20 protein-coding genes are annotated in these 19,298 nt (G+C 58.1%); 1 reads left to right on the top strand and 19 read right to left on the bottom strand.

The window, feature by feature from the left end:
- Positions 1 to 20: 20 nt before the first annotated feature.
- The 3 genes from CRO62_RS20590 to CRO62_RS20580 form a co-directional block, all read right to left on the bottom strand.
- Complete coding sequence (locus tag CRO62_RS20590) at positions 21 to 1,181, bottom strand: carbohydrate ABC transporter permease (protein WP_003515133.1); 1,161 nt, start codon at positions 1,179 to 1,181, stop codon at positions 21 to 23.
- A 1-nt stretch (position 1,182) separates the two neighbouring features.
- Complete coding sequence (locus CRO62_RS20585; protein WP_174001394.1) at positions 1,183 to 2,196, bottom strand: carbohydrate ABC transporter permease; 1,014 nt, start codon at positions 2,194 to 2,196, stop codon at positions 1,183 to 1,185.
- Between the two features lie 106 nt (positions 2,197 to 2,302).
- Positions 2,303 to 3,664: an ABC transporter substrate-binding protein gene (locus CRO62_RS20580; protein WP_097101534.1), complete on the bottom strand. Its 1,362-nt coding sequence runs from the start codon at positions 3,662 to 3,664 to the stop codon at positions 2,303 to 2,305.
- A 276-nt stretch (positions 3,665 to 3,940) separates the two neighbouring features.
- Between CRO62_RS20580 and CRO62_RS20575 the strand changes: the two genes are divergently transcribed.
- Positions 3,941 to 4,966: a LacI family DNA-binding transcriptional regulator gene (locus CRO62_RS20575; protein WP_097101532.1), complete on the top strand. Its 1,026-nt coding sequence runs from the start codon at positions 3,941 to 3,943 to the stop codon at positions 4,964 to 4,966.
- Positions 4,967 to 4,975: 9 nt separating this feature from the next.
- On the opposite strand, the gene folD is transcribed toward CRO62_RS20575, so the two are convergent.
- The 16 genes from folD to CRO62_RS20495 form a co-directional block, all read right to left on the bottom strand.
- A complete protein-coding gene (folD, locus tag CRO62_RS20570; RefSeq protein WP_038489842.1) occupies positions 4,976 to 5,875 on the bottom strand; it encodes a bifunctional methylenetetrahydrofolate dehydrogenase/methenyltetrahydrofolate cyclohydrolase FolD in 900 nt (299 codons plus the stop codon).
- Between the two features lie 77 nt (positions 5,876 to 5,952).
- Complete coding sequence (locus CRO62_RS20565) at positions 5,953 to 7,728, bottom strand: hypothetical protein (RefSeq protein ID WP_097101529.1); 1,776 nt, start codon at positions 7,726 to 7,728, stop codon at positions 5,953 to 5,955.
- A gap of 113 nt (positions 7,729 to 7,841) precedes the next feature.
- On the bottom strand, positions 7,842 to 8,516 hold the full coding sequence (locus tag CRO62_RS20560; protein ID WP_097101527.1) for a WecB/TagA/CpsF family glycosyltransferase: 675 nt from the start codon (positions 8,514 to 8,516) through the stop codon (positions 7,842 to 7,844).
- Positions 8,517 to 8,693: 177 nt separating this feature from the next.
- Positions 8,694 to 9,230, bottom strand: coding sequence for a hypothetical protein (locus CRO62_RS20555; protein WP_003515123.1), 537 nt, complete (start codon positions 9,228 to 9,230; stop codon positions 8,694 to 8,696).
- The gene (locus CRO62_RS20550; protein WP_003515122.1) at positions 9,230 to 9,598 is read right to left on the bottom strand and encodes a hypothetical protein; all 369 of its coding nucleotides are present in this window, start codon (positions 9,596 to 9,598) and stop codon (positions 9,230 to 9,232) included. The genes CRO62_RS20555 and CRO62_RS20550 overlap by 1 nt, the downstream gene beginning before the upstream one ends.
- A gap of 29 nt (positions 9,599 to 9,627) precedes the next feature.
- Positions 9,628 to 10,185: a rod-binding protein gene (locus CRO62_RS20545; protein ID WP_003515121.1), complete on the bottom strand. Its 558-nt coding sequence runs from the start codon at positions 10,183 to 10,185 to the stop codon at positions 9,628 to 9,630.
- 115 nt (positions 10,186 to 10,300) lie between these two features.
- Positions 10,301 to 10,720 (bottom strand): hypothetical protein, encoded by a 420-nt coding sequence (locus tag CRO62_RS20540; RefSeq protein ID WP_003515120.1) that lies wholly within the window; start codon positions 10,718 to 10,720, stop codon positions 10,301 to 10,303.
- 15 nt (positions 10,721 to 10,735) lie between these two features.
- Positions 10,736 to 11,491 (bottom strand): flagellar biosynthetic protein FliR, encoded by a 756-nt coding sequence (gene fliR, locus CRO62_RS20535; RefSeq protein ID WP_097101525.1) that lies wholly within the window; start codon positions 11,489 to 11,491, stop codon positions 10,736 to 10,738.
- Positions 11,488 to 13,575, bottom strand: a complete 2,088-nt coding sequence (gene flhA / locus CRO62_RS20530; RefSeq protein ID WP_003515116.1) for a flagellar biosynthesis protein FlhA — start codon at positions 13,573 to 13,575, stop codon at positions 11,488 to 11,490. Before flhA ends, fliR begins: the two co-directional genes overlap by 4 nt.
- A 159-nt stretch (positions 13,576 to 13,734) precedes the next feature.
- The gene (locus tag CRO62_RS20525) at positions 13,735 to 14,001 is read right to left on the bottom strand and encodes a flagellar biosynthetic protein FliQ (protein WP_003515115.1); all 267 of its coding nucleotides are present in this window, start codon (positions 13,999 to 14,001) and stop codon (positions 13,735 to 13,737) included.
- Positions 14,002 to 14,050: 49 nt separating this feature from the next.
- Positions 14,051 to 14,521 carry a flagellar hook assembly protein FlgD gene (gene flgD / locus CRO62_RS20520; protein WP_003515114.1) on the bottom strand — a complete coding sequence of 157 codons (471 nt, stop codon included), beginning with the start codon at positions 14,519 to 14,521 and terminating at the stop codon, positions 14,051 to 14,053.
- On the bottom strand, positions 14,512 to 14,961 hold the full coding sequence (gene flbT / locus CRO62_RS20515; RefSeq protein ID WP_003515113.1) for a flagellar biosynthesis repressor FlbT: 450 nt from the start codon (positions 14,959 to 14,961) through the stop codon (positions 14,512 to 14,514). Before flbT ends, flgD begins: the two co-directional genes overlap by 10 nt.
- Positions 14,958 to 15,302 (bottom strand): flagellar biosynthesis regulator FlaF, encoded by a 345-nt coding sequence (gene flaF / locus CRO62_RS20510; RefSeq protein WP_003515112.1) that lies wholly within the window; start codon positions 15,300 to 15,302, stop codon positions 14,958 to 14,960. Before flaF ends, flbT begins: the two co-directional genes overlap by 4 nt.
- A 34-nt stretch (positions 15,303 to 15,336) precedes the next feature.
- Entirely contained in the window at positions 15,337 to 16,440 is a 1,104-nt protein-coding gene (locus CRO62_RS20505; RefSeq protein ID WP_003515111.1) for a flagellar hook-associated family protein, read from the bottom strand.
- Between the two features lie 3 nt (positions 16,441 to 16,443).
- Positions 16,444 to 17,922, bottom strand: a complete 1,479-nt coding sequence (gene flgK, locus CRO62_RS20500; protein WP_097101523.1) for a flagellar hook-associated protein FlgK — start codon at positions 17,920 to 17,922, stop codon at positions 16,444 to 16,446.
- Between the two features lie 22 nt (positions 17,923 to 17,944).
- On the bottom strand, positions 17,945 to 19,225 hold the full coding sequence (locus CRO62_RS20495; RefSeq protein ID WP_097101521.1) for a flagellar hook protein FlgE: 1,281 nt from the start codon (positions 19,223 to 19,225) through the stop codon (positions 17,945 to 17,947).
- Positions 19,226 to 19,298: the final 73 nt, after the last annotated feature.

The following is a 19,298-nucleotide window of genomic DNA, read 5'->3' as shown; positions in this document are numbered from 1 at the left end:
TATGGGCGTTCATGGAACAATCAGCCTCCCTTGACGGAGCCTGAGAGCAGGCCGCGCACGAGATAACGTTGAAGGGCGAAGAAGACGCCAAGCGGCACGACAATGGTGACGAAGGCCGAGGCGGTGAGGATTTCCCAGTTGCCGCCGCGCGAACCGAGCAGCGCGTTCAAAGCACCGGTCAGCACCAGCTCATCCTTCTGCGTGCCGAGGAAGACCATGGCGACGAGCAGGTCGTTCCAGGTCCACAGGAACTGGAAGATGGCGAAGGAGGCGAGCGCCGGGAAGGACAGCGGCAGGATGATTTTGACGAAGATTTCGAAGTCGCTCGCGCCATCGACACGCGCACTTTCGATGATCTCTTTCGGCAGGCCGGAAATGTAGTTGCGCAACAGGTAGATGGCGAGCGGCAGGCCGAAGGCGGTATGCGCCAGCCAGATACCGGCGTAGGTCTTGGACGGTACGCCGAAGATATTGCCGATTTCGTTGTAGAGTTTCAGGAGCGGTATCAGTGACATCTGCAACGGCACAACGATCAGGCCCACCACCATCGCAATCAGAAAATTGCGGCCGGAAAAGCTCATCCATGACAGCGCATAGGCGGCAAAGGCGGCGATGAGGATCGGGATGACGGTTGCCGGCACGGCGACTGTCAGCGAGTTGACGAAGGACTGACCGATGCCTTCCGAGGTCAGGACGGTTCGATAATTGTCGAGTGTGAAGACCGGCGGCGTCGCGACGGAAATATAGACGCGCTTGCCGCGCGAGCCCTCGAAGCTCGAGGCCTTGCTGTATTCATAGGTGCCGTCCGTATTGACGAGCAGCGTTTCCCCGTCGCCGATATCTGCCGCTTCACCGGCTTTGAAGGCCGTCGGCTCCTGCACGCGAACGCCGAAGGCTGCAACCTTGCCCCCCTGTCCGCTTTCAAAAACATTACCTGATATGACGTAGCGGTTCCCGTCCTGCTTCTGCACGGCAGCGTCGGCAAGGCGAACCGCCGCGGTCTGTTCGGAACTGGAAAAGGCCGTCCACCAGCCCGACACGGTGATCTGGTCCTTGTCGCGCAGCGAGCTGACGAGAATGCCGAGCGTGGGCAGCAGCCAGAGAAGCACGACGACCAGCACGCTGGCATGGACGATGAGGCGCGGCAGGCCGACGCGGCGCAGACGTTTTACGATATCCATCTCAGCGGCCCTCCATCTCGCGGTTTGCCTGGCGGATGTTCCAGATCATGATCGGGGTGACGGCCGCCATGATGACGAGCGCTATGACCGCACTTCGGCCACTGTCACCGCCGCCGCGGAACATCCAGTCGAACATGAGGTTGGCGAGAACCATGGTGTTCCATTGGCCGTTGGTCATGGTCAGCACGATGTCGAAAACCTTGAGAACGAGAATGGTGATGGTTGTCCAGACGACGGCGATGGTGCCCCAGATTTGCGGGACCATGATCTTCCAGAAGATCTGCCAGCCATTGGCGCCATCAATGACGGCCGCTTCGATTGTCTCTTCCGGAATGCCGCGCAGCGCTGCAGACAGGATGACCATGGCAAAGCCGGTCTGAATCCAGATGAGGATGACCATCAGGAAAAAGTTGTTCCAGAAGGGCATGGAAATCCACACCTCCGGGCTGCCGCCGAAAAACTCGACGACGGCGTTGAGGAGGCCGATTTGCACCTGACCCTCGGCGCGATACTCGTAAATGAATTTCCAGATGACGGAGGCACCGACAAAGGAGATCGCCATAGGCATGAAGACGATGGATTTGGCGATGTTGCCCCACCAGATGCGGTCGGTCATGACGGCAATAACGAGGCCGAAGAAGGTGCAGGCCGCCGGCACCACGGCCAGCCAGAGGATGTTGTTGAAGATCGATTGCCGGAAGCCGGCATCGAAAAATGCCCAGCGATAATTGGCAAGACCGACGAATTCGGCGCCGGTCCGGTCATAGAACGAGAGGATCAGCGTGGCGATGACGGGATATACCAGATAGACGAGAAGAAGAAGAAGAGCCGGGCCGATGAACAGCCAGGGCCTGACCGCTGCGCGGCGGTTGAGGTTGCGGGATGCCTGCAACACGTCTCCCGAGCGGACGGGAAAGATTACCTGCAACAGTTTGTCGGATAGCCAATAATAGGCGGCGCAGGCAAAAACGCCGGCCACCATGACGCCGATGGCAGAAACGAGTTGTTGAGCCATGTACCCTCCCTTGATCCTCTCCGCGCCGCGCTGATTTTATGCGGTCGACGGCCGTTCCGTTGGCAAAGGCCCGGCGGCATCACCGCCGGGTCAAGCTCTGTTGAGGTTACTTCAGGCCGTCCCAGGCCTTCTGGATATCGGCAGCGACCTGATCGGCCGACTTGCCGCCGACGAAATCGATCATGCCGGTCCAGAATGCACCCGCGCCGATCTTGCCCGGCATCAGGTCGGAACCGTCAAAACCGAAGGTGGTCGCGGAGGTGAGGATTTCACCCTGGCGCTTCATCTGCTCGTTGGCATAGATATCGACATTCACACCCTTATACGGCGTCAGGAAGCTGGACTGTGCCATCCAGACCTCATGGGCGATCGGCGTTTTCAGGAAGTCGACGAAAGCCTTGGCGGCGGGCGCTTCCTTGGTGATGGTGACGAGCGTGCCGGCACCGAGAACCGGCTTGCCGAGTTCAGGCTTTGCGGCATAGGTCGGCATATAGAAGAAATCCACATCCGTTCCGACCTTGGTACCATCAGGGAAGAAGGACGGCACGAAGGACGCTTGATGGTGGAGGTAGCATTTCGGCGGAATGTCGAAGAGGCCCTTCGGGCTGTCGCGGAAGTCGGTGGAGGCCACAGCCGCAACGCCGCCGCTGACATATTTTTCGTTCTTGGCGAATTTGCCGAATTCATTGATTGCCGCAACCACGGCCGGGTCAGTGAACTTCACTTCGTTCGTCGTCCATTTCTGATAGACGTCGAGCGGCTGTGTGCGCAGCATCAGGTCTTCCACCCAGTCCGTTGCCGGCCAGCCGGTCGCACCGCCGGAACCGAGGCCGATGCACCAGGGTGTGCCGCCATCGGCAACGATCTGGTCCGTCAGCTTGAACAGGTCTTCCATGCTCTCGGGCACTTTATAGCCCGCTTCCTCGAAGTTCTCAGGCACGTACCAGACAAGCGACTTTACATCTGCCTTGAAGGGAAATGCAAAGTAAGCCTTGTTGCCGTCCTTGCCCTTGTAGCTGCCGAGATCAACCCAGGACTGGCCAGCGCCGTAATTGTCCTTGACCCAGCTTGCGGTTTCATCGCCGAGCGGAACCAGAAAACCCTTGGCGGCGAGATCGGCCAGAAGACCGGGCTGCGGCAGGATGGCGATGTTGGGCGGAGAACCCGCCTGCGTGTCGATGACGATCTGCTGTTCGTAGTTTTCCGAGGAAGAATAGCGGACGTTCACGCCGGTCGCGTCGGAGAAATAGGCCAGCACCGTCTGGAACAGCGCCTCGTCCTCACCGCGCCAGGGCCCGAAAATCGTCAGCGTTTGACCTTTGAGGTCGACATGGGCCGCCTTGAAGTCTTCGTAGCTTTTCCAGTTGAACTTGGCATCCTGACCGGGCGCGAATTTCAGATCGGCGGCAAAGGCCGAACCCGACAGCAGCACTATAGAAGCCGCCGTCGCCAAAAAGGTCTTCTGCATGTGATTTACCTCCCATCACATAAAAGGCTCAAAGCATCTCCCATAAATCAAAGCGCTTTGGCTGCCTATTCATCTCATTGTCATTAAGAAGGAGTCAAGAGGCTCTTTCGCTGGACATGCCGCATTGTCGTATGAATAGTCATACTTACTTAGAAAGGCGGCTATCGTTTTCGATTGAGAAAACCGGCAGGGACTGGTAAAAAACTAAAGCGCTTTGGGAGTTAGAGGAGAGGCTTTTGCCATTTCCCGATGCGCGCGCATGGAGGAAATACAAACATGAACCTGAAACAGTTGTCGCAATTGCTGGGGATTTCTCAGACAACCGTCAGCAGAGCGCTCAACGGATATCCCGAGGTGAGCGCAGAGACGCGCCGCCGCGTCATGGAAGCCGCCGAAAAGACCGGATACCGCCCGAATGCCGCGGCGCAACGGTTGGCGACCGGCAAGGTCGGCTCCATCGGACTGGTCATGCCGGTTGGCGAACACCACCGCTCGGATGTGCATTTCGGCGAATTCCTGAGCGGTCTCGGCGAAGAAGCGGCCCGCAGCGGATTTCACCTCGTCATCACGCCTACGGAGCCGGAAAAGGAACGGGAAGCCCTACGGGGACTGGCGGCGAGCGGCAGCGTCGATGGCATCTACCTCGCCTATATGAAGAAGAACGACGCCCGCATCGCCATGATGCAATCGCTTTCCCTGCCCTTCCTCGTCCACGGCCGCTCCATCGGCGTGGAAGAGGATTATCCCTTTCTCGACGTGGACAATGAGGCCGCATTTCGCGATGCGACCCAGCTGCTGCTTCAGCTTGGCCACAGGCGGATCGGGCTTCTGAACGGGCCGGAGGGCTACGACTTCACCTTCCGCCGCTGTCTCGGGGTGGAAAAGGCGCTGACGGCAAACGGGCTGACATTGCGCCCGGAAAACACAAGACACAGCAGCATGACCGACGAGGAGGGTTATCTCGGCATGGAAGCGCTGTTGTCACAGCCGGAAAGACCAACCGCCATCGTGTGCGCCAGTACCGCATTGGCACTCGGCGTGATCCGCTCGCTCAACCAGCGCGGCCTGAAACCGGGCAAGGATATTTCGCTGATTGCCCATGACGATGTGTTGCCGCTGTTGAAGCCCGACAATTTTTCGGTGCCTCTCACCACCACCCGCTCATCCTTGCGGGCGGCGGGGGTGCGTGTCGGGCAGCGCCTGATCAACCGGATCAAGCTCAACCAGACCGAACCTCATCAGGAACTATGGAAGGCGGAACTCGTCGTCCGCGCCTCCACAGGACCGGCGCCGAAAGAGTAACTACCGATTTCAGAACTTCGGTGCGGTCTTTCCAAGCGCGCGATAGGCGGCGATGACGGTGTTGGCCATCAGCATGGCGATCGTCATCGGGCCTACGCCTCCCGGAACGGGGGTGATGGCAGCAGCGACTGCGCTTGCCTCGTCATAGGCGACGTCACCGACCAGCTTCGATTTGCCTTCACCCTTTTCGGGCGCGGGAATGCGGTTGATGCCGACATCGATGACGGTCGCGCCGGGCTTTACCCAATCGCCCTTCACCATTGCCGCGCGACCCACCGCCGCCACGAGAATATCGGCCGTCTTGCAGACGGTGGCGAGATCCTTGGTGCGCGAATGCGCCATCGTCACCGTGGCATTGGCATTCAGGAGAAGCTGGCCCATCGGCTTGCCGAAGAGGTTGGAGCGGCCGATGACCACGGCGTTCAGGCCGGAAAGATCTTCGCCGTGAATGCTGCGCACCAGAAGCATGGCGCCGGCTGGCGTGCAGGAGATGAGGCCGGTTGCGAGATCGCCGGTCGCCAGCTTGCCGGCGTTCAGCACGCTCAGGCCATCCACATCCTTCTCGGGCAGGATCGACTGGATGATCTCATCGGAATTGAAGTGTTTCGGCAAAGGAAGCTGTACCAGAATGCCATGGATGGAGGCATCCGCGTTAAGTTCACCGACCAGCTTCAGAAGCTGATCTTGAGTTGTTTCTTCCGGCAGCGTGTGCTGCACGGAATTGAAGCCGCATTGCTTGGCCGTCTTGCTTTTGGAATTCACGTAAGCGTGGCTGGCCGGATCGTTGCCGACGATGACAACCGCGAGACCGGGCTTCACACCCTGTTCCGCCTCAAGCGTTTCTGCCGATTTGCGGACCGCCTCCGTTACCGAAGCCGCCTTTGCCTTTCCGTCAATCACAACTGCCATGCGTCCTGCTCCTGCTGGATTACGTTGGCCCCGTATGGTGCCGACTTTGCAGGAATGCAAGCAAAAATGCAGCTTCGTCAGGCAGTTTTGCGGTAGTCGTCGCGATGGTCGGCGTAATCGGCGAGGCGCTCCCTCAAGAGCGCCAACTCACGTCTCAATTCCGCCAATTCCTCGGCTTCGGCTTGCTCGTGATCGAAATGCCCGGCAAGGGCTTCACTGAGCAAGGGCGGCAGCTCCGGTGTCGTCTGAGGGGTATTCCTGACGGTGCGGTTGCCCATCAGAACCTGCCGCACACGCTCGTCCAGCGGAATGTCGTCGGCTTCGAATCCGCCATCGTTCGCCGCCTCGGCGTAATAGTCCGCGAACTCAGCCTCCGGCTCGAATTCGCTATCCGCGGCCAATTCTTCCAGATCATGGAACACATCCGGCTCGATCGGCTCGAACTCGGGAAACTGCCCCGATTGCTCAGGCGCTTTTTCGGAGGGCAGAACGTGCGCATCATCGAAGACGAGTGCCTCCTCCTCGTCATGGCGACGGTAGCTCAGGAGATACAGGCTGCCCAGCAGGCCGAGCAACGCGCCACCGCCTGCCAGCATCGCGGCTTGTGTCAGGTCGCGCGACAATTCACCCGGTCCGGCCTTCCTGGTGAGGCGGGTCTCAACGGCGGTTGTGGTGGATGAGGACATCTCCCGGCGCTCGCTCGCCTCAAGATAGGCATTTCGCGCCGTTTCCAGTTCACCCTGCAATCTGGAGAATTCACCGGGCGTGACACCAAGGCTGCTCAGGCGGTCGAGATGTTTCGTTCGTTCGGCGTTTGCGGTTGCAACTTCCTGTGCGACGCGCTTCTCATCAGCGCGCAAGCCATCGACCAGCTGACGCAATGCCGGAGCGACAAGCGCCTGCACGGCATCCACGGCGTTCTGGGCGGCGATGCGGCGGGGATGTTTCGGGCCGTAATCGACCGAGACGCCTGAAAGCGCCATGCTGGCACTTGCATGTCTTTGCCTGATATCCTCAAGCACAGCGAAAGCAGCGCCTGACGGCAGGGGCTTTGACAATACGTCATTCGGCTTGAGGCCGGTGGCCACCGCCAGATCCGTCTGAAGCGACTGCTGCTGCTGGGTCGTCCCCGCAAGGCTGTCATTGAGGTCGCGCAATTGCTGCTCGAGTTGCTGCACTTCCGACAGAACGGTCTCGCCGTGGCGCATCTGGAAACCGTTCAAGGCGGCTTCCGCCTCGTCCAACCGGGTGCGCGCCCGCTCCGTCTCGCGCATGGCGGGCGTCATGGTGCCGGCCTTGCCATCCGCCATGACCCGCATCGAAAGATAATCCGTAAGCCGCATCGCGGTTTCCGGCGTCGCTGCCTTCGAGGTTACGATCAGCGTGTTTTCATCCGGCGTCAGTTCCAGCCGGATCGCCTCGCCCACAGCACCGTTCAATGCTTCGCGCGGGGAAAGCGAACGGGTATCCGCCCCGGTCAAAAGGTCGAAAAGCAGGCCAAGTTCGCCCTGATTGCGAACGCCGACCATGTCGGCGGGCTTCAATTTGAGGTCGCCCGTTATACGGTCCAGACCGGACGGAGAAAGCAGGGTGCGGCGGGCCATGGCAAGAAAGCGTGCCGCATCGGGTGCGTCGTAGCCGGTCTGGGTAACCTCTACATGCGCCTGCGAAACATATCCGCGAAAACCGGAATCGATGAGCAGCAGCGGAAGTGCAGCCCCCACAACGGTGGCGGCGGCCACGCAACCGGCAGTCAGAAGCCGCAGACAATGTTTGCGAAATTGCGACGCAGGCACGGCAACACCATCCTCATCAGGGCGCGTCGCCATCATATCGGGACTGTGATCAACCATCTGAAGCCGTCTGCCACGCTCGGCGCCGCCCGCAACAGGCGGCTTTCAAAACCTTACGGGAGGTTAAAGGATCGTGGCAAACAAATGGTTAACGCGGGCCTTGCGGACCCGCCTCAGCCCTTGCCGAGCGCGATGTTCCAGGGCTCGGCGCAAAGGCTGTAAAGCCAGCTCATATGCAGCTTGCGAAAGATTTCGGGCATGCCGGCTACTTCGGACGCCAGCACCTTGAACAGGGGACCGACCGCGATGGCGAGACGCGCATCATCGCGATTGATGCTGCGATGCAGCCATTTCTCCTGGTTTTCCGCAAGCATGCCCGCCAGTACGACATCCACCTTCACGCCCGAAGTATCCCGGTTCAGCATCACGAAATCATGCCAGGGCGCATGTGCGCGCAGCTTGGCGAGGACCTCTCCGACCTGTGCTGCATCATCCCCCGCAACGCCGATACGTTTCGGCACCGCCATATAGGTCAGAAGTGCCATGACGAAGGCAACGCCATCGATGGTCTCGGGCAGAGGCTTGCCGTGTTCGGCCCGTGCGGCGGCATTCATCCCCCTGCCCTGCGGCAGAAGCAGACAGCTTTCCAGAATCTGCCTGTAAGCAATATCCTTGAGGGACAGCTTGGCATTCTGGATGGTAAGAAACGAGAGCATCGTGTGACCATCACAAGCCGAAGCCTGGCCGCTGACCATTTCCAGCGCCCCGTTCCAGTCCAGATCACAGACGCGCAGTCCGTGAATATTCCGTTGTGATCCCGTCCGCGCAAAATCTGCCGCGAAATTCATGCCAGCCCCCGAATGCCAAATCCACCGCCGCCAATCCGGCGCATGGTTTGCGGGACGGAAGCTCATGGGTCTGTTTATACAGGTGCTGGTTGAATTTACCCTGAAGGCAACCGATCGAATATTCCGGAAAATAGAAAGGGGCGATTAACCAGACCGGTGGCCTGCACCTCGCCGCCGTTAGTGGCTTGGGGCCGCTTCTTTTCCGGTGTCGACTTTCTCGCCTTCGACAAGCTTGACCGAACGGGGCGAGCCGTTGCCCTTTTGCTCGCGAATATCGGCCTTCGACAGATAATCGAGCTGCTCGATCAGGACGTCCCCGACCACCTCGTCGCCAAGTTTCTTGTTCAGCCCCTCGCGGATGCGCTGCTTGAAGACATCAGGATCGAAGGTGGAGATATTGGCGATGTTGACCATGGAAGAACCCGCCAGAAGCGTGAACAGTTCGTCGGTCATCAATTGCGTTGCGGGCAGTTCGATCTTCGCCATCTTGTCCTTGTCGACACGCAAGGAAATGCGGCTGAGGAAATAACCGTTCACACCACCGTCATTGATGACGGGGATGGTGATGCTTTCGCCTTTGACCAGTTGCAGACTTGCCTTTTTCGCCCCCGCCTCATCTCCCGACGAGGGGGCCGTCGCCATCTGGACGGAGAAATACACCGCGCCGAGCGTGACGGCGCAAACCCAGACGCCGGTGAGAAGAAGCTTCAACATCAGGAGGCTGCGCCGTACATGAACTGTTCCTGGGAATAGGTACCGTCCGTATCGGCTTCCTGGATCGCGGTCTTGAGAAGATCCGCAACAGCACGAACCGCATTCAGATGCGCCTCGACGCGGCTGGCATTGGTCGCGAGCTTGGACTTGATGCCCTGCACCTGATCGAGATGTCCGGCGGCGATTTCCTCATGGGGCGTATCGCGGAACAACATCGTCAACTCATAGAGGCAACGGCTTTTATGGGCATTGGAGACTTTGAAATCGAACTGGGGGTCCTTACCGATATTGTCATTCTCATTGTCGATGATCATTTCAAGACGGCCGAGAACGGATTTGATGCGGTGGTCGTTCGACATAAGGTCCATGCTTGTCTCCTCGTTATGATTTATCATGCTCAAGCCTCGTCCGTTTTATCATTGGAAACGCCGAGGACCTGCCTTTCGAACTCCGCCACCATCCGAATTGCAGCATTATGGTCTTTGTCATTCATGGATACGTCGGTAATGCCTTTGCTCTCGGCTTTCCGCAACGCATCCTTGTAGGCCTGTTCCGCAATGCCAACGCCGCCATTTCTGGAGATCGTGTCGGCAAACTGTTCCGCCATCATGCTTTTCCAGATCTCGCCGGCGTTGCCCTTGCCGTAGACCTCCTCGCTGTCTTTCGGCAGCATGTTGGCAACGAAGGTCTGAAGCACGGAAGCCTCATACTTGCGATATGTTTCCGGAACTTCGGTACGGGCAGAGCGGATGTTGGTATTACCGAGACCTGCCTTCGAAGTGGCACTGTCAAGCATATCAATGGCAGCGCCAAAGCCCTTGCCCGAATCGGCAAGGCTCGTCGCAGCGAAAGCCGCCTTGTTCGCCTTCAATTTTTCCTGGGCGACCTGCACTTCCTGAGGGTCCGCAGCGCGAACCACATCCATCACCAGATCGCTTATAACCGATATCGCCACGTCCAGAACTCCCGAGCTGACGAACGGGCGGCATTAAAACCGGGGCGTTCGCTCAATCAAGAAACATCGCTGAATACGTCTCTCTGGACGCCCAACGATGCAACAACGGGACAGACTATGGATCGCCAACCTTGCTGGAGGCTGGTGTCCGGGATGCGTTCGTGATTTCTAACAGATCATAGATTGCATTGTCGTCGGCCTCACGATCCTCGAGATCGCGGGCGAGATGCATCCTGTCCTCCAGCCGGTCGGCCTTGGTCTTTTCCTTGAGCACCTTGTTTTCCTGCAATTGCTGCACGCCGGAGAGCTGGCGGTCCTTGACGACAAGACGGCCGTAACGATCAGAATAGTGCCTGGAGAACGTCTGGTGGACCGGCTCCATGGAACTCATCGCTTCAAGCACGTTCTCCATGGATTGCGCCACTTCGGCACGCACGCGGGTGGTGTCGGCCAGTTCCACCTCGGCCATTTTCTCCATGTGGCGCTGGACCGTTACCAAGCGCTTGAGTTTGGCCGAACGCTTGTCCGAAGCCATGGCGTTTTCTCCAGATCAGAAGCCGATGAAGACCGGTCCGAAACCATCCACGAATTGCCGGATGAGGGCCGCGATCGACAGGTAAAGCATGAAAATACCGCCCGCGAGAACGAAAGGCGTCGATATGAAGTAGACCGGTATCTGCGGCGCCAGCTTGTTGATGAGGCCGACCGCAACGTTGAACATCAGGCCGTAAATCACAAAGGGGCTGGCAAGCCGCAGCATGATGGAAAAGGAGGCGCGCAGCGTGTCTGTCAGGGTTATCAGCATCTTCTGGCCGCTGATGAGCGCGCCGACCGGTGTCGTTGCGTAGGAATCGATCAGCGCCCGCAGGACGATATGGTGGAAATCCAGGATGAACAGCACCATGAGCCCACCGAAGGTGATGAAGTTCGATATCTGGTTTTCCTGCACGTCTTCAACGGCATCCGCTCCGCCCGGCGCGCTAAGTCCGATAGATGCGCCGATGAGCGCGCCCGTGAACTGGAAGCCGAGCGTATAAAACCGCGCGATCAGCCCGTACATCGCGCCAATGACGATCTCGGTGAAGATGAGGCCGACAACGGTGCCCTGGCTTGCGCCGGAGACTTTCGGATAGATCGTATCCCACAGTACCGGCAGAAGCGCCATGGACACCGCAACGCACAGGAGAATGCGTATCTGCGGCGAGATGCGCGAGCTGGAAAAGCCCGGCATGGTCATGAAGCAGGCGCCGATACGGCAAATTGCAAGGAACAATGCGATAATTGTCCCTTGCGGGTCGGTTATCATGAAATGGCGCCCAGAATCTTGATCTCCAGCCCCTTGGCCAGTTCCACATGCGAGAGAACCGGCAGGGTCGCAAAGAGTCGTTCGATGATCATGCGCACATAGGACCGTGTTTCCGGCGACGTGACAAGGACAAATGGTAGTCCGCGATCCATGAATTCACGGATAACTTTCGACGCCTGCTCGGAAAATTCCTCGAGATGGCGGGGATCGATATCGAATTCGACGATTTCGCCCTTTTGATCGCGCTTGAGCGCCTGATGGAAGACCATGTCCCATTTGTTGCCGAGGCGAAGCACACGCAATACGCCATTGTCGGCCAGATCGCCGCAGAGCTGCTGCGACATGCGCACCCGTACATGTTCGACGATCTGCTCGGTCTTGCGCACATGCGGTGCAAGTTCGGCGACCGCTTCCAGAATGAGATGCAGGTTGCGGATCGACACACGTTCGGCGAGCAGCAGTTTCAGCACCGCCTGCAGGCCGGAATAGGACATGTGCGACGAGCAGATTTCGTCGGCAAGCTTCTTGTATTCCGGGTCCAGCCTGTCGATGAGAATCTTGACGTCCTTGTAGGACAGCAATTGCGGCAGATTGTTGCGAATGACTTCGCTCAGATGCGTCAGCACCACAGAGACATTGTCGATCGGGTGGAAACCTTCGCGCTTCAAATCCTCGGTGAATGTCTCGAGAATGGAAACGGCCGGCATGCCGAAGGCGGGTTCGCGGATTTCGTCGCCCGGAATGCTCGGCTTGCGCCCTGCCCCCGTCACGACAAGAACATCGCCGACACGCAGATTGCTCGACGCGATCGTCGTGCCATGGACACGGATCTGGTAGGCCTTTTCCGGGATCATGATGTCGTCGGAGACCTTGATCTCCGGCACGACGAAGCCGTATTGGGTCGCGAATTTCTTGCGCATCTTGCCGACACGGAAAGCCAGTTCCTGATGCGCGCCGAGGAGGCGGGTCGAAACCTGCTTGCCGAGGGCAAGTTCGATTTCGGACGTCTTGAGGACCTGCTTGACGGAGTCCTTTTCCGCTTCGTTGGTCTGGAGAACCTTGTCCTCCTCTTCCTGACGGCGCTGCGCGCTTTCCGCCTCGACCTGGCGCGGAATATACCAGCTGCCGAAGGCCATGATGCCGCCCAAAAGCGTGAAGGGCAGGAAGGGCAATCCCGGCATGACGGCAAGAAGCCCCATCAGCATGGCTGCGACCATCAAGGCACGCGGATATCCGCTCAGCTGATTGATGACGGCCTGATCCGTCGATCCCGAGGTGCCGCCGCGCGACACCAGAAGGCCAGCCGCCAGCGACACGATAAGGGCCGGGATCTGCGAAACGATACCGTCGCCGACCGAAAGCTTCACGAAAACATCGGCAGCCTCGCCGATCGGCATGCCATGGCGGAAGTAACCGATGATGATGCCGCCGAAAATATTGATCGCGGTGATGATCAGGCCGGCGATCGCATCGCCGCGTACGAACTTCGAGGCACCGTCCATCGAACCGAAGAACGAGCTTTCCTCCTCCAGCTCGCGGCGGCGGCGTTGCGCTTCCTTTTCATCGATGATGCCGGCGGACAAATCCGCATCGATCGACATCTGCTTGCCGGGAATGGCATCCAGTGTGAAGCGCGCGCCGACTTCGGCGATACGGGTGGCACCCTTGGTGATAACGATGAAGTTGACGGTGATCAGGATCAGAAAGACGATCAGACCGATCACGAAGTCGCCGGACATGACGAGGCTGGAGAAGCCCGCAATCACGCCGCCCGCCGCCGTCGGCCCCTCGTTGCCGTGCGAAAGGATGACACGCGTCGTCGCAATGTTCAGCGACAGGCGAATCATGGTCGCGATCAGCAGCACGGTTGGAAAAGACGAGAAATCCAGCGGACGCTGGATCCAGAGCGCCACCATGAGGATGAGGACCGAAAGTGCTATGGAAAAGGCCAGCCCGACATCCACCAGAACGACCGGAATGGGCAGGAACAGCACGCAGAGGATCGATACGATGCCCAATGCGAAACCGACATCCCGCATGCTCGGGCTTACCTTGGGCAAGGAAATGACTGGTGGTTGCGCCATAAAATCGTCCTGTCTCTTCATGAGAAGGGCGACGGAAAAGCCGCCGCACGGTTCCGCGGCACCGGTTTTCTAAAATCGCTGACGCAATTCAGCCCGATGCTTCAGCCTATCCCTAGTCGCTGAAGCTTGCGCGAGGATGGCATCCAGACGGGACGGGCGTCAGAAGCCCGACTGAACCCTAGAAAAGACGAGATTGGAAAAAAGGGCGATCTGCGCGCCCACGAAAGGGGCGGCAACGCCGAGAACGATCATGATCGTTACGATTTTAGGGACGAAGGTCAGCGTCATTTCCTGAACCTGGGTCAGGGCCTGAATGAAGGCGATGGCGACACCGACGATCATGGCCGCGAGAACGGCGGGACCGGCCGCGACGAGAACAGTCCAGACTGCCGCCTGCATGATATCAAGCGCATCGGCCTCGTTCATCGTCGCATCCTTTATTCCGGAAAGGCGGCGTCATGCCGCCTCGTCAATGTCAGGAACCTGCCGGCACATCCGAATCGGTGCCGCTATCAGGTGTAGTCGCGATCGGACCGTTCGAGAAGGTCACACCGGCCTGCAGCAGCACTTTGTCACCAGCTTCTGTGATGGCGACGACGCCGTCCGAATAGACTTCGACTTCCTTTACCACGCCGGTGACCTTGTCGTCGGCGCTCTTGACCGTCTTGCCAACCAGGTCGGAAGCGCGCGTCAGGGCTTCGGCCTGCAGCATGCTCTTCAGATGGGTGTTGGTCTTGATCGTCTGCTCGACCTGCGAGAAGCTCGCCAGCTGCGACATCTGCTGGCCGGCATCCATCGGGCTGGTCGGATCCTGGTTTTTCATCTGGGCAATGAGAAGCTTCAGGAAGCTATCGTAGTTAAGCGACGCCGCGCTTTTGTCGTTGCTGCTCGCCCCGGCATTTGCCCAGGGGTTAGAGGCTGCCGACGTGACTGCATCTACCGCCATGGTGCGATCTCCTTGCGAATCTGTTCGATCGTTGCGGGGGTCATTTCCTGATTGTTGAGGATCTTTTCCTCGGTCGGGTACAGGCCACGAATGGCCTTCAGCGCTTCGAAAGCCTTACCCGAGGCAACCAGACCGTCGATACGCTTGAGTTCGGCCAGAATCTCCTCATGCTGGAAGCAATTCAGCAGCATGCTCACGGATTTGCGGAACAAGTTCGTCGACTGTTCGCGTCCTTCCGGATTGATGAGGATCATCTGGGCGATGAAATAAAGCTGTCTGAGCGGCGTCGTCGCCTGCTCCGGCTGCAGGACGTGGTTTTCAAGCAGGAACGTGACATCGTTCAGGAATTCGAGGGCCACCTTGCGATCCACCCGCAAAACCGCGCCGTTGATGAAAATCTTTTCGCCCGATTTCAGCGAGATTCGAAGTGTACTTTTCATTTCAGTCCATCCCTGATGATGGTTGTCACGTCAATTATACCCTGGAAATTCGTCGACTGACGTTTCCGGATCAGTTCGCACTCTTTCAAAATCCAGATCGCGATCGAAATCAGATTTGCCCTGAGTTCCATGGCCAGCTGGTTTTCGGGCTGCTTGAGGTCCTCAATGAAGCGGATCCAGACCCGTCGAGTGTAAAAAAGCGCTTCGATCGTGTGGCGCTGGGAAGAGGAATCCTTTGCCTCCACCAGTAGATCGATCGATTTTGTCAACGCCTGCCGCTCGCGATCCTTCGCGTCTGCGACACCATCCTCCATGATTTCGGCGTAGGAAAACTGGTACATTCATGTATCCTTTATCTGCCGCCACCCCTGTTCATCAGAGGTAGTTTACCAGACTCATTTTTTGCAGACGCGACGTAAGGCTGTAGGCAATTTCAATCTGCTGCTGGAGCAGATCCAGGCGTGTCTTCACCTCGTAGGTATCGATCCCCTCGATATCCAGCAGATGAGTCTCGATGATCTTTTTCTGGGCGGCGAGCGAGTCGTTCGCTTTCGAAACACGGCTTTCGGAAAGGCCGAGCTGGCTCTGCTGCTGGTTCAAACCACTAATGACCGTGCCTATATTGGTCACCGACCTGGTTGCCACCAACTCGCGAACGTCGCTTGGGACCTTGTCATCAAGGAACGTCATCGCCGTCATTGCTGTCATCGCGAAATAACGCATGCCCTGCGAGTTGCTGTTGGTCGATGTCTCGACCACCTCGTTCTGGCTGATGCGGCTCGTCATGTTCGTGTCGCTCGCCTTCGACCCATAGGTCGTCCAGAAATCGTAATTCTGGCCGGCCGTCAGATCGCTGTGCGGTGGGTTCGTAACCGGCGTAGTACCGTTGAACACGCCTTCGATACGGGTCATGAACGCCGCGGCCTGATCCTTGGACAGGTCGGCAATATTACCGACCGCAGGTGTCTGTGCCGCCATGAATGCGTTCAGCTCAACCTCATAGGCTGCCTTCAGCGTCGATCCTTCGGCAAAGTAGTCGTCGATAGGCTTCACATCCGTATTGATGCCGGAAAACAGAAATTCGCCACTGACTGCCGTATTGGCAAAACCGGTGAAGGTGTTGAACGCATTCGAAATGGTTTTGGCGACCGTTGCCAGCGTTGGTGCTGCGCTGCTGGTATTCGGAACAAGAACCTTCTGAATTTCCTGGGCTGCCTTTGCCATGCCATCAAGTGCCGCCTGAGAGGATTTGAGGCGCTGCGTGGCGATGGAATTGACGCTGACGAGCGAAGAGAGACGATCGACATCGCGATTAAGGTCAAGACTGCGGGCCGTGTTGGCACCCAGCGTCACGCCCAGGTCCGCATGTTTGCCCGTGGTCAGCTCGGTATTGAGGTTCGTCATCTCAAGCTGGGCCTTGAGGATGGTGCTGCGCATGCTGTTCTGCATCGCCAGCGATGAAATGAAGGACGTTTTCATCTATTACCTCACCATATCCATCAGCGACTTGAGCATGTCGTCGATGGTGGTCACCAGCTTCGTGGCGGCCTTGTAGGATTGCTCGATATCCATGAGCAGCGAAAGCTCCTCATCCAGGCTGACGGCAGTGTTGTTCGAATAGGAGGAGGCGGAGCGCTCATAAAGCGCGCTTTTCGCTTCGTTCGCCGAAGTTGCGCCGGATCGTTCCTGTTCGAGCCACCCCACCGAGTTGGTGCCGTATTTCAGGATGCTTGTATTCGTATCGATACGTGTCGACGCGGCAAAATTCATGGGCGCGTCAAAAGCAGTGACATAGCTGTCGATCAGTGCGGAAAACCCGGTTCCGCCCGAAGTTGTGCTGTTGATTACATAAGCGGTACCGTTGATACCGCCGTCGCGCAACAATTCCGGGTTTCCACCTTTGGAAATAATTAACGCAGGGTTGACGGTAATGCTCGCAGCGAGCCCGGGAGAGACAACACCGCTTGCCGGAATGGTTGTGGCCGCAGGCGAGCCGTAGGTGAAGAGGCCTGGCATCTTCGGCAGCGTGCTGGTCGGGCTGGCCGGCTTTTCCGCAAACATGGTGATGAGGCCGCGCGCAATTTCGTCGAGCTGGCTCTGCATGGTTGGCGCCAGGTCGTCACGAACCTGCATCAGACCCTGAAGCGAACCTTCCGCTGTCGTGTTGCTGCCGCTGCTCGCCTTGATCGCGACGCCATCAACGTAGATCGCGTTCCCCGTGACCGTCGCGTCGTAGCCCGGCTGCGCCTTGAAAGTAACCTTGCGCGGCACGACTTCGAACAGGGTCGCGCCATCCGCCGTGTAGAGCGCCACGTCGTTGTTTTCACGATTGACGACGTTGATCCCGATAATGGACGAAATGTCCTTCAGCAGCGTCTCGCGCTGGTCGAGAGCATCACTTGGATTGCCGCCGATCGCGGTCTGCGCCTTGACCTCGTTATTGGCTTCCTCGAATTTCGCGAGCAGGCCGTTCAGCTTGTCGACCTGAAGGGACATTTCCTTGTCGGCACGCAGGCGCATCGCCTGCAGTTCGGACGAAGCCTTGTTCAGGGAATTGGCGACGTCCACGGCGGATGTAACCGCCGTCGCCGCAAGCGCGGAATCGCTCGGCTTTGAGGCGTAACCGTCAAGGCTCTTCAGCAGTTCCTTCATATAGGTGGCAGGCGAACTCTCGTAATCGTTGCCGCCAAAAAGGCTTTTCATCTCCTCGAGCCCGGTCAGAACGGTTTTCTGGCCGGAAGCGAGGGATGCACTGGAGATCGTCTGCCTCAGGAGGCTCTCATTCTGGGCACGACCGTTGGCGACAATACTTGCACCGGACATGGTCGTGCCGAGAATGGCGGTTCGCTTGACGTAGTTCGCATTACCGACATTGGCAATGTTTTTCGAGGTAACGTCCGTCTGCTTACCTGTATTGTTGAAGATCGACTGCGCAGTATTCATTGCTGACGTGAGCGACATTCATTTGTCCTCGTGAGAATTACTATCTCTTCAGATTGATCAGGACATCCATCAAATCCGACCCGGTCTGGAAGACTTTCGAATTCGCAGTATAGATACGCTGGGATTCAATCATGTCGGTGAGTTCGCTGGCGATATCGACGTTCGAACCTTCCAGCGCACCTTTCTGGATGTAGCCGAAGCTGCCCGTCTGCGCGAAACCGATGGTGACGACACCTGACTCATTGCTGGGCAGATAGACGTTGCCGTTCTGCGGGCTGAGGTTGTCGACGCTCGGCACGGTTGCCAGCGCCAGCTGGTAGATGTTGCGGCGGCCACCATCCTGGTAGACTGCCGTCACCACGCCGTCCTTGCCGATTTCGACATCCTTGATCTGGCTCGGACCATTGCCGTTCAGGATCGCGGTGCCGGGCGTGAACTTCGATGAGAACTGCGACATATCAGACAGGTCGATATTGATCGACTGTGCAACGCCGCTGTTGCTATCGTTGATGGTGATCGATTTGGGAGACGCAGTCGTAAGCTTGTTGGTGGCCGGGTCGAATGTCAGCGACACAGTTCCCTGGACCAGCGTAGCAGGTGCTGTTGCCGTGTATGGGAAACCACCATTCGTGGACTGGTCCTGACGATAAACCGCCACTTCCCAGGTGTTTGCAGCGGTCTTGGTATAGTAGAAATCGTAGAGTACCTTTGCACCGCCGCTATCGAACGCCGTCAGCGACGTCTTGGCACCGATTGTCGAAGTAGCGACGTTGTTACTCGGACGCGAACCCGCAGCAACCGGATCTTCATCGCGGTTCAGGTTGGCCGGGAAGCTACCCTGTGTGGACGCCGATGCAGTCAGGCCGAAGTTGTTGACATTGATAGCCTCGAGACCGGTAAAACCGTTGACGACGGCAGCTGGCGGGTTGGATCCATAAGGGTAGCCCATCAGCTGGAAGCCAGCAGAGTTTTCCAGATACCCTTCCGCATTCTTCACGAAAGAGCCGGCTCTTGTGAGGTAAGGCGTGCCTGCTCCATCCTGAACCACGAAGAAGCCGTTGCCCTGAATGGCAAGATCGGTGCTCGACGTCGTGTAGGACAGGTTGCCCTGCTCCGAAATGCTGTAGCGAACGTTGGACTGCACGCCGCCGGAGGCATAGCTGCCCGACGAGGAGGGCAGAACGAGCGAAGAGAACGACGTCGATGCGCGCTTGTAGCCGGTGGTGCTTGCGTTGGCGATGTTGTCGCCAACGGTTCCCAGCTTGTTAGCCTGTGCATTCATGCCGGACACACCGGTTCGCATAGTGCCGAAAATACTCATTCAAAAACCCTCGTGGTCATCTTCAGGGAGAAGGTAAAGCGTTTGGCTTGCGTGAAGCTGTCTGAAATACCGC

It is taken from the genome of Rhizobium sp. AN6A (assembly GCF_900215635.1).
Taxonomy (GTDB): Bacteria; Pseudomonadota; Alphaproteobacteria; order Rhizobiales; family Rhizobiaceae; genus Agrobacterium; species Agrobacterium tumefaciens.
The sequence above is the reverse complement of the archived record's forward strand: the minus strand, read 5'-3'. Positions and strand labels throughout refer to the sequence as shown.

Coding starts and splice junctions, on each gene's coding strand:
- CRO62_RS20590 (WP_003515133.1), bottom strand. CDS start 1,181: ATGGATATCGTAAAACGTCTGCGCCGCGTCGGCCTGCCGCGCCTCATC.
- CRO62_RS20585 (WP_174001394.1), bottom strand. CDS start 2,196: ATGGCTCAACAACTCGTTTCTGCCATCGGCGTCATGGTGGCCGGCGTT.
- CRO62_RS20580 (WP_097101534.1), bottom strand. CDS start 3,664: ATGCAGAAGACCTTTTTGGCGACGGCGGCTTCTATAGTGCTGCTGTCG.
- CRO62_RS20575 (WP_097101532.1), top strand. CDS start 3,941: ATGAACCTGAAACAGTTGTCGCAATTGCTGGGGATTTCTCAGACAACC.
- folD (WP_038489842.1), bottom strand. CDS start 5,875: ATGGCAGTTGTGATTGACGGAAAGGCAAAGGCGGCTTCGGTAACGGAG.
- CRO62_RS20565 (WP_097101529.1), bottom strand. CDS start 7,728: ATGGTTGATCACAGTCCCGATATGATGGCGACGCGCCCTGATGAGGAT.
- CRO62_RS20560 (WP_097101527.1), bottom strand. CDS start 8,516: ATGAATTTCGCGGCAGATTTTGCGCGGACGGGATCACAACGGAATATT.
- CRO62_RS20555 (WP_003515123.1), bottom strand. CDS start 9,230: ATGTTGAAGCTTCTTCTCACCGGCGTCTGGGTTTGCGCCGTCACGCTC.
- CRO62_RS20550 (WP_003515122.1), bottom strand. CDS start 9,598: ATGGACCTTATGTCGAACGACCACCGCATCAAATCCGTTCTCGGCCGT.
- CRO62_RS20540 (WP_003515120.1), bottom strand. CDS start 10,720: ATGGCTTCGGACAAGCGTTCGGCCAAACTCAAGCGCTTGGTAACGGTC.
- fliR (WP_097101525.1), bottom strand. CDS start 11,491: ATGATAACCGACCCGCAAGGGACAATTATCGCATTGTTCCTTGCAATT.
- flhA (WP_003515116.1), bottom strand. CDS start 13,575: ATGGCGCAACCACCAGTCATTTCCTTGCCCAAGGTAAGCCCGAGCATG.
- CRO62_RS20525 (WP_003515115.1), bottom strand. CDS start 14,001: ATGAACGAGGCCGATGCGCTTGATATCATGCAGGCGGCAGTCTGGACT.
- flgD (WP_003515114.1), bottom strand. CDS start 14,521: ATGGCGGTAGATGCAGTCACGTCGGCAGCCTCTAACCCCTGGGCAAAT.
- flbT (WP_003515113.1), bottom strand. CDS start 14,961: ATGAAAAGTACACTTCGAATCTCGCTGAAATCGGGCGAAAAGATTTTC.
- flaF (WP_003515112.1), bottom strand. CDS start 15,302: ATGTACCAGTTTTCCTACGCCGAAATCATGGAGGATGGTGTCGCAGAC.
- CRO62_RS20505 (WP_003515111.1), bottom strand. CDS start 16,440: ATGAAAACGTCCTTCATTTCATCGCTGGCGATGCAGAACAGCATGCGC.
- flgK (WP_097101523.1), bottom strand. CDS start 17,922: ATGTCGCTCACGTCAGCAATGAATACTGCGCAGTCGATCTTCAACAAT.
- CRO62_RS20495 (WP_097101521.1), bottom strand. CDS start 19,225: ATGAGTATTTTCGGCACTATGCGAACCGGTGTGTCCGGCATGAATGCA.